Origin of the sequence: Nocardia sp. CA-120079 (assembly GCF_050955745.1) — a bacterium.
Taxonomy (GTDB): domain Bacteria; phylum Actinomycetota; class Actinomycetes; order Mycobacteriales; family Mycobacteriaceae; genus Nocardia.
In genome coordinates this window covers 8310997-8325179 of sequence record NZ_CP192088.1, presented here as the reverse complement: position 1 = coordinate 8325179, position 14183 = coordinate 8310997, and the positions used below count along the sequence as shown (strand labels likewise).

The 14183-nt window shown below is 64.6% G+C and carries 11 protein-coding genes and 1 tRNA gene; 5 read left to right on the top strand and 7 right to left on the bottom strand.

What is annotated here, in order from left to right; genetic code table 11:
- Positions 1–579: 579 nt before the first annotated feature.
- The 4 genes from ACQPYR_RS37880 to ACQPYR_RS37865 are packed head-to-tail and all read right to left on the bottom strand — an operon-like array spanning position 580 to position 4101.
- The gene (locus ACQPYR_RS37880; protein WP_433624154.1) at positions 580–1713 is read right to left on the bottom strand and encodes a tyrosine-type recombinase/integrase; all 1134 of its coding nucleotides are present in this window, start codon (positions 1711–1713) and stop codon (positions 580–582) included.
- The gene (locus ACQPYR_RS37875; RefSeq protein ID WP_433624152.1) at positions 1713–2378 is read right to left on the bottom strand and encodes a helix-turn-helix domain-containing protein; all 666 of its coding nucleotides are present in this window, start codon (positions 2376–2378) and stop codon (positions 1713–1715) included. The genes ACQPYR_RS37880 and ACQPYR_RS37875 overlap by 1 nt, the downstream gene beginning before the upstream one ends.
- Positions 2375–3088, bottom strand: coding sequence for a hypothetical protein (locus ACQPYR_RS37870; RefSeq protein WP_433624150.1), 714 nt, complete (start codon positions 3086–3088; stop codon positions 2375–2377). The genes ACQPYR_RS37875 and ACQPYR_RS37870 overlap by 4 nt, the downstream gene beginning before the upstream one ends.
- A complete protein-coding gene (locus tag ACQPYR_RS37865; RefSeq protein ID WP_433624148.1) occupies positions 3085–4101 on the bottom strand; it encodes a helix-turn-helix domain-containing protein in 1017 nt (338 codons plus the stop codon). Before ACQPYR_RS37865 ends, ACQPYR_RS37870 begins: the two co-directional genes overlap by 4 nt.
- Positions 4102–5113: 1012 nt before the next feature.
- Between ACQPYR_RS37865 and ACQPYR_RS37860 the strand changes: the two genes are divergently transcribed.
- Entirely contained in the window at positions 5114–5863 is a 750-nt protein-coding gene (locus tag ACQPYR_RS37860) for a GntR family transcriptional regulator (RefSeq protein ID WP_433624146.1), read from the top strand.
- A 769-nt stretch (positions 5864–6632) separates the two neighbouring features.
- Here ACQPYR_RS37860 and ACQPYR_RS37855 read toward each other — a convergent pair.
- The 3 genes from ACQPYR_RS37855 to ACQPYR_RS37845 form a co-directional block, all read right to left on the bottom strand.
- Positions 6633–6708, bottom strand: a tRNA-Arg gene (locus ACQPYR_RS37855).
- Between the two features lie 126 nt (positions 6709–6834).
- Positions 6835–7560, bottom strand: coding sequence for a DUF305 domain-containing protein (locus ACQPYR_RS37850; protein ID WP_433624144.1), 726 nt, complete (start codon positions 7558–7560; stop codon positions 6835–6837).
- Entirely contained in the window at positions 7561–8469 is a 909-nt protein-coding gene (locus ACQPYR_RS37845; RefSeq protein WP_433624142.1) for a DUF3105 domain-containing protein, read from the bottom strand.
- 111 nt (positions 8470–8580) lie between these two features.
- Here ACQPYR_RS37845 and argS point away from each other — a divergent pair, with 111 nt between their 5' ends.
- The 4 genes from argS to thrC all read left to right on the top strand — a co-directional run bounded on the left by argS (position 8581) and on the right by thrC (position 14183).
- Positions 8581–10239, top strand: a complete 1659-nt coding sequence (argS, locus tag ACQPYR_RS37840; RefSeq protein WP_433624140.1) for an arginine--tRNA ligase — start codon at positions 8581–8583, stop codon at positions 10237–10239.
- Between the two features lie 79 nt (positions 10240–10318).
- Positions 10319–11740 carry a diaminopimelate decarboxylase gene (gene lysA, locus ACQPYR_RS37835; protein WP_433624138.1) on the top strand — a complete coding sequence of 474 codons (1422 nt, stop codon included), beginning with the start codon at positions 10319–10321 and terminating at the stop codon, positions 11738–11740.
- Complete coding sequence (locus ACQPYR_RS37830) at positions 11737–13092, top strand: homoserine dehydrogenase (protein ID WP_433624136.1); 1356 nt, start codon at positions 11737–11739, stop codon at positions 13090–13092. Before lysA ends, ACQPYR_RS37830 begins: the two co-directional genes overlap by 4 nt.
- A complete protein-coding gene (thrC, locus tag ACQPYR_RS37825) occupies positions 13089–14183 on the top strand; it encodes a threonine synthase (protein WP_433624134.1) in 1095 nt (364 codons plus the stop codon). Before ACQPYR_RS37830 ends, thrC begins: the two co-directional genes overlap by 4 nt.

Genomic DNA, 14183 nt, shown 5'->3' with positions numbered 1-14183 from the left:
GGGGACAAGACGGGTTCGAACGCCTTACGGTCTGTCGCTCCGATCGCCATGGCGGCATGGTGTCTACCACTGTCGCCGTGACTGCGGCGTACTGGATGCGGACAGCCGACTTGCCGAGCGCTGTGGTCAAGGGGCTGGCGTACGGGTAGTCGAGCTTCGGTCGGCGCGCCAGCGTGCCATAGCCTGCCCCATGTGTTTGCCGGGAGAAGTCACCAAGCTCGATCACTGGGCGCGCAGAAGCGCTGCGTCTTTGCCCTCGACTCCGAGATCCACGAGGACGCCCTCCTGCTGACGTGGCGGCGGAACCGGAGCCGAGAGGTTCGGACCAGACAGCCGTTTTGACCTGCGGGTATGAGCCGAACCGAAGCCGAACCGCGATAGCGTCCTCGAGGAATCGAACCTGCAAAACAAAAAACGGCGCTGACCTGCGGAAACGCGATGGCAGGTTGGTGCCCTCGGCAGGATTCGAACCTGCGGCCTTCTGCTCCGGAGGCGGTTACTCCTTCCGCAGGTCAGAGACTTGCGGAGGGGGGTGCGCGCCCCCTCCGTGCCCTATCGGTCTAGGCCGATACCTGCGCATCAGTTCTTCACGACGATCGACTGGGGAAGCGGTGCGGCGGTGCCTTGGGCGGCCAGCTTGCTCATAGCGGCTGCGATCTCCTTGTCTCGGCCGTCGACAGCATGAAGGTATCGCGAGGCTGCTGAGTCGGAGGCGTGGCCAAGCCGCTTCTTGAGGTCGGCCAGGCTGGCACCTGTTGAAGCGGCGAGGGTCTGCCCAGTGTGCCGGAGGTCGTGGAAGGTGACTTTCACGCCGACCCTGCTTCGTGCGCGGGTGAACGCCTTACGGATGGCGTCGCCGCGCATCCGGCCTCCGTCGCGGCCCACGAAGAGCCATTTCTTGCCTGCCCACTTCTCCAGGTGCTCAACGAGATACGGCCGCAGATGTGGCGGGATCGACACCGGGCGCTTCCCCGCCGGTGTCTTAGGATCCTTGTCGAACTTCCTGGATGACTCCAGCAGTTCAACCCGGTTGCGCCGTACCCAAACCTCATTCGTGTTGAGGTTGAGGTCCGAGACGGCGAGCCCGCATATCTCCCCGCGGCGAAGTCCGCACCAAGCGGCCAACAGCACAGCTGCCCGGTACCGCGGAGTGACCTGTTCGACCAGCTGCGCAACTTCGGCAACCGTGGCGATAGACCGCTCTCCGGCTTTGTCCGCTCCGGCGCCCTTGATGTTGAACGGGTTGCTGCGGATCGCGTTGTCACGAATCGCGCAGTTCATCACTGTTCGACCGAAACGATACGACTGGGCGATAGCCGTGCGACCACCCTTGCCCGCGAGGGCTTTGGCGTGCCAGCTGCGGACCACGGGTCCCGTGATTGCAACCAACGGCAGGCCGAGCAGATCGACCATGTGCAGCCGCATGTTCCGCCGACAGTCCTCGGCCCATTTCTCACCGATGTTCGGATTGTTCTGGAGGTACGCCTCGGCATAGTCGCCGAACTTCTGCCGACCGAGATTGCCATCGATCCACACCCCCTTGCTGATATCGGACTCGACATTGACCAACCATCGATCCGCGTCGGTTTGGGTGCGGAAGGTATAGGGAGCGTTCTGGCGCTGCCCGGTCGGTCCGATGAACGAGGCTTGCCAGCGGCCGGAAGAGAGTTGCCGAATCTTGCCGAAACGGCGGCGTTTGGAGTTCCGAGCCATCAGGCACTCACCTGGCCGCCGTGCCAGCTAACGGTGACCGGCTCTACGCGTCCGGCCTGGGCGAAGGCTTCGAGATCGTTGATCGAGAATCGGACATGCCGACCGACCTTGTAGAACACAATGCGGCGCTCAGCGACCAGGCGACGCATGAATCGCTCGGTCGTTCCCAAGTAACCGGCTGCTTGCGGAACGCTCAGATATTGGGCTCTGGTGCGATCGTCGCCCCCGTTCATGGTGGTGTCTCCGTTTCGTTGTGGTGCGGTGGTTCGGGTAGTGGTGCGCTGCGCACCAGCGGGCGGTGCGTCCGGTGCGCTGCTGTCACATCCGGCGCGCAGGGTGTCGCATTGCGCACCAGCAGGTGTCACATGGTTCGCGCCGATCGCGCATCCGGTGCGGCGTGTGGTGCGCACGTTGCTGCCCTCGGTGCAAGCGGTGTCTCTTGACCTCTCACGGTTGGTGGGGTCGGCGTCGGCTCCGGACTGATCCGAAATGGCGGTTTCGGTCCACCAGTCACGCGATTGGGTGTCTGAGCTGCTGATATTCGCGGCTGGGTGGTCGGTGGCGGCAAGTATCGCCTGCCGTGCACTGCCGTGTCGGTGGCCGTCACACGCGGTCCGTACCATGTCGCCTGCTGTAACAGCTTCGGTGCGTAGTGGTTCGCTCATGCGACACCCCACGGGGTGAGCACCGGGATAGCCGGGTCGGTGAGGTCGTCGAAATCGACGGCCGCGACCTTCAGCGCACCGTTGTCGAGGACACCCCGTCGGGTGAGTTCGTCGACGGTGCGCACCACAGTTTCTGGTTTGGTGTCTCCTGCGCAGACGTACAGCAGACCGGAGCCCGGGTCGGCGGCGGCACGGATGGTGCGCACCAGGATTTCGGCGAGTTTGCTCGGCGGTGTGTAGTTGGAGGTGTCGACCTTGACCGCCACCAGCGCACCGCCGAGGATCAGTCGTCCGTCGTAGGGGTACGTGCCGCGATGGTCATTGTCGTAGTGCAGTTCGCGTTCGGATTCCCAGTCACTCCACCCAGTTGCGCCCAACGCGATCCGGACTTGCGCGATGGCGCGGCCACGAGCAGACCACAAGCGGGAGGGCTGCCAGTCCGGCATCGAGTGCCCGAACACCTGCGCCACGGCCTTACGGGTCGGCACGATCCATTTCGGCCCGGCGGAGATCTTTGTCAGCGGGTGCACCATTCCGCCGTTGTGCAGCCGAGTGAGCATCTCGTAGACATGGTTGCGGCCGGTGCCGAGGAAATCGGCCAGCACATCGGGTTGCATGGCGCGGTGCTGCACCAGCGCGTAGATGGCGCGGGACTCGCGTCCGGTCGCATAGAAGTAGTCGTCTTCGTCGTCGCGGGCGTGGATGGTCATGGCAGGTCCTTGGAAGCGGTCGGAAAAGTGGTGCCGGGCGCGGTCTTCTTGGCGTCGCGCAGGGCATTCCGGTGGGTGAGGAAGCGGTTCCAGTCGCGGTCGAAGTCGCGCAGCACCAGGTCGCATTCCACCTCGTCGAATGCGACCGGGAGCCGTTTGGCGGCGGCGGTGATGGTGCTCTCCACATCCCGACCCCGGTAGAGGTACAGGATTCCGATCATGGGTTCGGGTCGGGCGTCGCGGGCGGCGTAGATCGCACCGCGCAGGGCCTTGTCCATGTTGGCTGGGCTCTTGGAAGTCAGTTCGACTTCGATCGCCCACCATCCGTAGGTACCGTCAACGACGCCGTGGAATCGGCCGTCGTGGATGTGCCCGAGTGTGGTTGTGCGGGAACGGGATCGGCGGGCCTCGACTTCGGCGTCATGGCGCAGGCGGCGTTCGGATACCCAGCTGGTCAGGTCCGAGCCGTTCAGCATGACGCGGGCCTGGGCGACCGCGCGATAGTGCTCGCAGTGATTGACCGGAACCGTCCACACCGTGTACGGCCGCCAACCCAGATACGACGCCGCGGTTTCCCCGGTCGGCACAACCCATTTCGCCCCTGCCTGCACCTCTTGCAGCTTCGCCTGCACGACGCGGTCTTTGCGCATCTGCTTGACCAGGGTGTAGACCGTGGTGCGCGGAAGATCGAGGAACCAACCCAGCACGTCGATCTGCATCCCGTACATGTCCACCAAAGCCGTTGCCGCGACCGTGTATCTGGCAGACAGCGACGGCTCGGACCGATCGGTGATCAGCCGATGCGCCGACGCACGTGGGAGCCCGAGCCGGGCCGCGATTTCCCGGACTGTGAGACCGGATTCGTGCAGTGTTGCGGCTTCGCCGAGGACGGTTTCGACCTTTCGGGCCGAGATGTGCAATTGGCGTGCGATCTGCTGGTAGGTGGCTCCGAGGTCGCGCAGATCCCTGATGCGTCTGTCACGCTCGGCCAGTTGCGCGCCGGTCGTAGTCATCGAGTGGCCTCCCTTCGTGCATGAGCAGACGAATTACGTTGTCCCCCAAGGACACCGGAACCGAGTGGCCAAAAAAAGGCCAAAGAACAGGACACTGAGTGGCCATATGCGAGTCGGGCGTTCATCGGCTGCGTTCCACGCCGTGCCCACGGCTGTAGGTGTCGCGATTCCGTGCGGATTCATGACCGGCGTGGATGTCGCGCTCTTTCAGGGGAGTGGTCATGTCTACCCAGCTCATCAACCCGCGCATCCGAGCGCCGATATCCGTTGCGGGGCATACCGGTTCGGTTCGGGCTTGAGCCTTGGCTTGTTCGACAGCTGCACGGTTCCTGATTCGAGCGCCGATGCGGAATCCGTGGTCGTGTACCGCTCCTCGTTCCGGAACGCTCGGTGCGGGCCGCTGCGGCTGGACTGTCGACGGTGTGAACAACTCTTCAACCGAGGTACCAGGAAACATCAGCTCCAACATCCGGCAGTGATCCGGATAGGGCAGGCTCGATATATTCCCAGAGAGCCATCGATAGAACTGCGCCTTCTTGGGGCCGTGGCCGACCAGGTCGTCGGCGCCGACTTTCCTCGCGAGTCGGTCGTATTCGCGATTGAATGCCGTGACTGTCTGGAGGTGCCGCTCCCGCAGAAGCGATTTCAGTACAGTGCCCGGCTCCCCAACCCCAGGCCTGCCCGGCCTATCCGTGGGGTGGCCTGGCTGCCGACGAGCTGACCCATTCGAGGCATCGCCGGATCGTTCTACACTGGACATGCTTCAGGGACTCCTATCCCATCTGAAGTGGATGAATGCTGAAGCAGCGGGTAACTGCTTCGGTCTCGGCTCCCCGGTGACGGCTAATCACCGGGGAGCTTTTTTTGGCCCCGCTAGACGACTGCGGCCCGTAGTCTTCAAGTCTTCATTAAGACTACGGTTAACAGTAGAGCATGAGGGCTAAAGGAGGTCAAGTCTTCGTGAAGACTTAGAATCTGAGTGGATGCGAACCCGCGCAGAGATAGGGCACACGTGGACAACACCAGCGCATATGCTCCGAAATATCGGCAAATCGCGTATCTGCTGCGGCGCGAGATCGCAGAGGGCGTACTGGGTCCGGGCCAGCAGTTGCCTACCGAACCTCAACTGGCCGAACGGTATAACGTCAGCCTGCCGACAGTCCGTCAGGCCCTCGGCGTGCTTCGCTCGGAAGGACTTATTCAGTCCCGTCAGGGGATCGGGTCGTTCGTCAAGGAGACAAATCGTCTACAACGATCGGGCTGGCGGCACTATGGGCGGGCGAGAGCGGACCAGAAGCTGCTCACCCCACACCTGCGACACGAGATCGTTGCTGCAGGTGTTGAGCCACTTCCCATCCATGTTGCGGATCTGTTCCCGGAGGGCACGACGCAGGTTGTGGTGCGCCGCCGGCACCTGTTCGACAAAGACACCGGCCGCCCGGAAGAGATTGGAGCGAGCTACATACCAATGGAGTTCGCGGCCGGGACGTACCTGGAAGAACCCACGGTCGTACCCAAGGCGCTGTTCCTCTGCATAGAGGAACTATCGGGGAAGCGGTACGCAAGGGCTCGGGACCGCCTGATAGCTCGGCTGGCTACCGCCGACGAATTGGCGGTACTGGAGCTTGCCCCTGGCTCACCCGTAGTTCACGTCGTTCATTGCGCGACAGCCGAAGACGGCACCGTTCTTGAGGTTGCTGAGAACGTCTGGCCCGCTGAAAGAACCGTGATCGTGAACGAGTACCCGATCACAACCGTGTGATAGGCAAAGGGAGCCGAGTGCTCGGCTCTCGCCGACCGTTCACCATGACGCATCATGCGTCTAGAAAACTGGACACACCGGTTTGATGGCTAGGCATCAAACCGGCTAACGCCAACCTCCCTGTTGTGGTCACCAGTTCCTCCGGACTATCTGTACGCGCGCTACCTGGCTCCTGTATTTCGCACTTGCGTGCTTGAAACTGTCGCCTACGCACTCGACTGGACCACCCGATGCTCTAAACGCAACATCCGCGCCTGACGCAACAACCTACCTAACCCCTCTTTATGGTCCCCCACACCACATCTCAACTCATCACAAAATCCACAGACTTGACTACCACTGGCTCTCCCCTCACCCGCTCCCGATTCTCTATGAACAGCGAAGCCATAGAGAATCGGGAGCGGGTGAGGGGAGAGCCTGCACCGAAGGTGCAGGTCAACGTGATATCGAGGGGGAGTGTCCTGGATTCGACAGGACTAACGCGTCCCGGGACAATCCCGGGACAATCCCGGGACAATCCTGAGACAAATCACACTCGAGAAGTCGCTGGAGTGCCGCCGTAGACCAGCGTGCGTGCGGTCCCGTCGTCGGGCCGCGCCCGTGCAACAACCGTGCGATACGCACCGGGGAACATGTGCCTCGGCGTGCACCCCACGTGCACTTTGCATCGGTCGAAGGCGGCATATCACGGATAATCGCGGACACTCGATTAGACGTATGGTCCGGCCATGAAAAAGGCCATCTACCAGTGATTTTGGTAGATGGCCTTTGGTGCCCTCGGCAGGATTCGAACCTGCGGCCTTCTGCTCCGGAGGCAGACGCTCTATCCCCTGAGCTACGAGGGCGGGATAGTTTCGAACGGTGCCGGTGGGGGCGGCCGTTCGGGCGGGGCCAAGCGTATCGCATTGCGGGGCGTCCGCCAAAAAGTGTGTCGGGCCGGGGAGTTTCGGTACCCGGCCCGATGCGATCGATCAGTTCTGCGGCAGTGGTTTCGCGTTGCGGGCGGTCAGCATGGTGGTGATGAGCTGTGCTTCGCCCTGCTGAGTGGTCGCCATGGCGGCCGCGAGTGTGCGCACCGCGGTGGTTTCGGCGTGCTGGGCGGCGTATTCGGTCATCGAGAGTCCGCCCTGATGATGGCGCAGCATCAGCTGCAGGAACATCGTGTCCAGCGTGGGACCGGTGGCCTGGCGCAGCGCGGTTACTTCCGCGGTGGTCGCCATGCCCGGCATGGACGCCGATGGTCCCGACATCGCGTGGTCGGTGGTAGCACCGGAATGCGAATGGCCCGGCTGTTCGGTCATCCAGCCCATATAGCCGTCCACATTCTGGTTCGGTTTACCCCACATCTGCAGCCAGCCCTGCATCCGGCCGATCTGTTCCTGCTGGGTGGTCAGAATGTCGTAGGCCAGCCTGCGCACATCGTTATCGGTGGAAGCGATCAGCGCGATACCGGCCATTTCGACGGCCTGCGCGTGGTGTGCCGACATGTCCTGGCTGAATCCGATATCGACTGTGCCGGGATCGGGTTCGCTATTGCTGTCCAGCGGCAGCCGGGCCAGCACGCCGACCGCGAAACCGATCAGCAGGATGCCGATCGCGCCGAGCACCAGCAGCGGAGTGCGCTGCCGCCGTGCCTGTGCGGCCAAACCCGTGGAATCGCTCGCCACGTCAGGCTCGATCTCGGTATCCACGGGCATCTACTGGCCTTCCGTCGGCAGGGTCGGAATTCCGCCGGGCACGCCCGGGATATTCGGCACACCCGGAATGTTCGGCATACCGGGCAGACCACCCGAGACCCCGCCGAGTTCGGTCCGGTCCTGCGACAGGCCCTTACCGTCCATCGGCACCGCATCCGGTCCGGGCGGGGTCGGGTCGTACGGTGTCGGGTTGTTCGCGTCGAACGCGGGGTTCGAGCAGCTCGCGCCCACCTCGGGGTAGGCGTATTGGTTCGCGCGCAAGGCGGTGATGAACTGGTTGACCCGCTTGTCGTCGGCGCTGTCCAGCTTCAGCTGATGCCCCCAGGACTGCAGCGATATCGCCGAGGAAAGTCCGGGGAACGGCGACATCAACGTGAAGGGCTTACCTTCGACCTTCTGCTTCAGCGTGTCGATGCCCGCCGCGTCGACCTTGTCCGGGTTGTAGGCGATCCACACCGCACCGTGCTCGAGCGAATGCACCGCGTTCTCGACCCGGACCGGCTTGCTGTAGACCACGCCCATGCAGTTCGCCCAGACCTGATCGTGCGGACCGCCGAACGGCGGGGTCTGGTCGTACGCGACGCGCTGCGTACCCGCGACGTGCAGTCCCGCCGGGTAGTCCTTCTTGGTCACTCCGGCGATCTGATCCGATGGATCCTTCTTCTGTGCACTCGGCGTGAATTTCTCGAGTTCGGCCTTGTCCCGATACTTCGGCACCAGGCTGAACGCGAGCGCACCGATCAATGCGATGATCACCACGGCGGCTCCGATGACCAACCAGGGGATCTGGCGCTTCTTCAACGGGCCCTTGCCCATCGGAACCTTGCCGCCGCCTTTTTTCCGCGACGGTGCGACCTTCCCTGCGGCCCGGACGGCCTTGGCCGATTTGGCGCTCGTGCTGCTCGGCATGCTCGCTGTGCTCTTTCCACGTATTGATCCACGGTGCTGGGTGGTTGCGGAGGGCTCCGCCGAGGTGCCCACTCGAGGCGTACACCTGCCCAGACCATAGGATAGAGACTCGTGACTCCAGCTGACCTTGCAGATCTCCTTCGCGCGACCGCGGCGAAGGTGCTTGTCGAACGTGGACTGGACCCTGCGGTCCTGCCCGACGAGGTCAACGTGGAGCGCCCCCGTAATCCGGAACATGGCGACTATGCCACGAATGTGGCCATGCAGGTAGGTAAGAAGGCCGGAACGAATCCGCGCGAGTTGGCGACCTGGCTGGCCGAGGCGCTGGCTACCACGGACGCCATCGATACCGCAGAGGTCGCAGGTCCCGGCTTCCTCAATATCCGGCTCGCCGCCTCCGCGCAGGGCGCGATCCTGCAGCAGGTATCGACCGCGGGCGCGGCCTACGGCACCTCGGACACCCTGAAGGGCACCCGGATAAATCTGGAATTCGTGTCGGCCAATCCGACCGGTCCGGTGCATCTCGGCGGCACCCGCTGGGCCTCCGTCGGTGATGCGCTCGGCCGCATTCTGGCCGCGCAGGGCGCCGACGTGACCCGCGAGTACTACTTCAACGACCACGGCGCGCAGATCGACCGCTTCGCCAAATCCCTGGTCGCCGCCGCTACCGGCGCGCCGACCCCGGAAAACGGCTACGCGGGTGAATACATCGGCGAGATCGCCGCCGAGATCGTGGCCGCGCACCCCGAGGCGTCGACGCTGCCAGAAAACGAGCAGCTCGAACTTTTCCGTGCCGAGGGCGTCGAGTTGATGTTCGCCCATATCAAGGAATCGCTGCACGAATTCGGCACCGATTTCGATGTGTACTTCAACGAGAGTTCGCTATTCGAATCCGGTGCGGTCGAACAGGCGGTCACCAAGCTCAAGAATTCCGGCGACCTCTACGAAAAGGACGGCGCCTGGTGGATCGCCAGCTCCGAATACGGTGACGATCAGGACCGCGTCGTTCTCAAGAGCGACGGCAATGCCGCCTATATCGCCGGTGATATCGCCTACTTCCAGAACAAACGTTCGCGCGGTTTCGATCTGTGCATCTACATGCTCGGTGCGGACCATCACGGCTATATCGGACGTTTGAAGGCCGCCGCGGCCGCCTTCGGCGATGATCCGGCCACCGTCGAGGTGCTCATCGGACAGATGGTGAATCTCGTCAAAGACGGTGTGGCCGTGCGAATGTCCAAGCGTGCAGGCACCGTGGTGACCCTCGACGATCTGGTCGAGGCCATCGGCGTCGACGCCTCCCGGTACTCGCTGGTGCGCAGCTCGGTGAACTCGAGCATCGATATCGACCTGAACCTGTGGACCAGCCAGAGCAACGAGAACCCGGTCTACTACGTGCAATACGCGCACGCCAGGACCGCGTCCATCGCGCGCAACGCCGCCGAATTCGAATACGACACGGTGACACCGGATTTCGGTCTGCTCACCGCGGATGAAGAGGGTGAACTCATCCGCACCATCGGCGAATACCCGCGTGCCGTCGCCAGCGCCGCGAGCCTGCGCGAACCGCACCGCGTCGCGCGGTATCTGGAGGAACTGGCCGGTGCCTACCACCGGTTCCAGACCAACAAGAACCTGCGCGTACTGCCCCTCGGCGACGAACCCGTCACGCCGACCAATGCCGCCAGGCTGGCCCTGGCCAATGCCACCCGTCAGGTGCTGAGCAACGGCCTCGAGCTGCTCGGCGTTAGTGCACCGGAGCGAATGTAGTGAGCGAGCACAGCGAGCGAACCATAGACACCGCGTCTCGGACGGTCACGGCGGAGCCGAGCGTCAGCGAGGTGGAGTCGTGAGCGTCCATCCCGCCGGTCCGCGGCATGCAGATATTCCACACGCACCCAGTCTCGCGGAGCGTCCGAGCGATCCGAGACAGATGATCGATCTCCCCGCGAATGTATGGCCGCGCAACGCTTCTCGCGATGCCGAGGGTGTCGTGCACCTGGCCGATGTGCCGGTGCACGAGCTCGCCGAGAAGTTCGGCACGCCCTTGTTCGTGGTCGACGAGGACGACTTTCGTTCCCGCTGCCGCGATATGGTCGCCGCCTTCGGCCCGGACGCGCGAGTTCACTACGCCTCCAAGGCATTTCTGTGCGGCGAGATCGCCCGCTGGATTCGCGACGAGGGCCTTTCTCTCGATGTCTGCTCCGGCGGCGAACTGGCCGTCGCGCTGCACGCGGGCTTCCCCGCGAACCGAATCGCATTGCACGGCAACAATAAATCGGTCGCCGAGCTGGGGGCCGCGGTCGATGCGGGTGTCGGGCATGTGGTGGTCGACTCGCTGATCGAGATCGAGCGCCTGGAGGCCATCGCGGGCCGCGCCGGAGTCGTTCAGGATGTGCTCGTCCGCGTCACCGTCGGTGTGGAAGCCCATACCCACGAATACATTTCGACCGCACACGAGGATCAGAAGTTCGGCTTCTCGATCGCGGGCGGCGATGCGATGGAGGCGCTCGCACGTGTCTTCGAGGCCGATAATCTCCGACTCGTCGGTCTGCACAGCCACATCGGTTCGCAGATCTTCGAAATCGATGGTTTCGAGATCGCCGCGCGCCGCATGCTCGGCCTGCTGCGCGAGGCCATCGACAAGTTCGGCATCGAGCGCACCGCGCAGATCGCCACCCTGGATCTCGGTGGCGGACTTGGCATTTCGTACCTGCCCCACGACGACCCACCGCCGCTCGACGAATTCGCCGCGAGCCTGCGCAAGCTTGTCGCCACCGAGGCGAGCCGTGCCGGACTGCCCGAGCCGAAGATCGCCGTCGAACCCGGCCGCGCCATCGCCGGACCGGGCACCGTCACCCTCTACGAGGTCGGCACCATCAAGGACGTCTCGCTCGATGCCGGACTGCGCAGGCGCTACGTCAGCGTCGACGGCGGCATGAGCGACAACATCCGCCCCGCGCTATATCAGGCCGACTATGACTGCCGCCTGGTTTCGCGCTCCTCCGACGCCGCGCCCGTGGTCGCCCGGGTCGTCGGAAAGCATTGCGAGAGTGGGGATATCGTCATCCGCGATACCTGGATGCCCGCCGATGTCGGCCCCGGCGACCTGGTCGCCGTCGCCGCGACCGGCGCGTACTGCTACTCGATGTCCAGCCGGTACAACCAGCTGACTCGGCCGGCGGTCGTCGCGGTGCGAGGCGGTGTGCCGCGACTCATTCTGCGCCGGGAAACGGTGGCGGATCTGCTCAGCCTGGAGGTGGAATCATGACGGACGCTGCGAAGTTCGGCGTATGGGGGACCGATCGTCCGATCGGAGTCGCGGTCCTCGGGATGGGCAATGTCGGCACCGAGGTGGTGCGCATTCTGCGCGACCACGCCGATGACCTGCGTGCGCGCGTCGGCGCGCCGGTGGTGCTGCGCGGTGTCGCCGTGCGCAACCTGGACGCCGACCGCGGCATCCCGGCCGAATTGCTGACCACCGACGCGGATGCGCTGGTCGCCCGCGAGGATGTCGATCTGGTGGTCGAGGTCATCGGCGGCATCGATCCGGCCCGCCGCCTCATTCTGGCCGCACTCAACGCGGGCAAATCCGTGGTGACCGCCAATAAGGCACTGCTGGCCGACTACACCGGCGAACTCGCCGCCGCCGCCGAGCACCACCGCGCCGATCTGTATTTCGAGGCCGCCGTCGCCGGCGCGATCCCGGTGGTACGCCCGCTGATCCAGTCGCTGTCCGGTGACCGGGTGAACAAGGTCGTCGGCATCGTCAACGGCACCACCAACTTCATCCTCTCCGCGATGGACGAGACCGGTGCGGACTACGAGATCACCCTGAAAGAGGCCACCCGCCTCGGCTACGCGGAGGCCGATCCGACCGCCGACGTCGAGGGCTACGACGCCGCCGCCAAGGCCGCGATCCTGGCCTCGCTGGCCTTCCACACCCGCGTGACCGCGGCCGATGTGTACCGCGAGGGCATTTCCAAGATCACCGCCGAGGATCTCGAGACCGCCTCCGCACTGGACTGCACGGTCAAACTGCTCGCCATCTGCGAGCGGGTGGCCGCGGGTCCAGGCGAACCGAGCCCGGAGGAGGGCGGCAAGGAGCGCGTCTCGGTGCGCGTCTACCCGGCCCTCATACCGCGCAAGCACCCCCTTGCCGCGGTCACCGGCGCATTCAACGCGGTGGTCGTCGAGGCGGAGAACGCCGGTCGGCTGATGTTCTACGGCCAGGGCGCGGGCGGCGCTCCGACGGCGTCGGCGGTGCTCGGCGATCTGGTGATGGCGGCGCGCAATAAGTTCTTCGGTGGCCGTGCTCCGGGCGAGTCGGTTTATGCTGAGCTACCGATCGCGCCGATCGGCGATACGCCCACGCGGTACCACGTGAACCTGCAGGTCGCGGACCGACCCGGGGTGCTGGCCAAGGTGGCGGGCGAATTCGCCAACCACGAGGTGAGCATTTCCACGGTCCGTCAGGAAGGACACGGCGAGGGTGCGCGCCTGGTCGTGGTCACCCACCACGCGTCGGAGTCGGCGCTCGCGGACACCGTCGCCGCCCTGGCGGAAATGGAATCCGTCACATCTGTGACCAGCGTTCTGAGATTGGAAGGCACCAACGAATGAATACGACTGGGGTTGCGCCGCAGGCGGGAGTGCACTCGCGGTGGCCCGGCCTGATCGCCGCCTACCGTGATCGCCTGGCGGGTGCCGCCGACTGGGACCCGGTCACCCTGTACGAGGGCGGCACCCCGCTGGTGCCCGCACCGCACCTCTCGCACCTCACCGGCTGTGATGTGTATCTCAAGGTCGAGGGCCTGAATCCGACCGGATCCTTCAAGGACCGCGGCATGACCATGGCCATCACCGACGCGAAGTACCGCGGGCAGAAGGCCGTGCTGTGCGCGTCCACCGGCAACACCTCGGCATCGGCGGCCGCCTACGCGACCCGGGCCGGGATGAGCTGCGCGGTGCTGATTCCGCAGGGCAAGATCGCCATGGGCAAGCTGGCCCAGGCCGTCATGCTCGGCGCCAAGATCATCCAGGTCGACGGTAATTTCGACGACTGTCTCGAGCTGGCGCGCAAGGTCACCGCGGAATTCCCGACCGTCGGTCTGGTGAATTCGGTGAATCCGGCCCGTATCGAGGGCCAGAAGACCGCTTCGTTCGAGATCTGCGATGTGCTCGGCAAGGCGCCCGATGTGCACGCCCTTCCGGTGGGCAATGCGGGCAATATCACCGCCTACTGGCGCGGTTACCGCGAGTACTACGCCGACGGCATCACCACCGGCCTGCCGCGCATGCTCGGTGTGCAGGCCGCAGGCGCTGCGCCGCTGGTCAACGGTGCCCCGGTCAAGGATCCCGAGACCATCGCGACCGCCATCCGGATCGGCGCGCCCGCGTCCTGGAACGGCGCGGTGGAGGCCAAGGAGCAGTCCGGTGGCGCCTTCCGCGCCGCCACCGACGAGGAGATCCTGGAGGCGTACCGACTGGTCGCCGCGACCGAGGGAGTTTTCGTCGAGCCCGCGTCGGCGGCCAGCATCGCCGGCCTGCTCGCCGCGCGCAAGGAGGGATGGCTGGATTCCGGGCTGACCGTCGTGTGCACGGTGACCGGCAACGGCCTCAAGGATCCGGACAACGCGCTCGCGGGAATGCCGCAGGTGCAGGCGATTCCGGTCGACCCGATCGCGGTCGCCCACGAACTCGAGCTGGCCTGA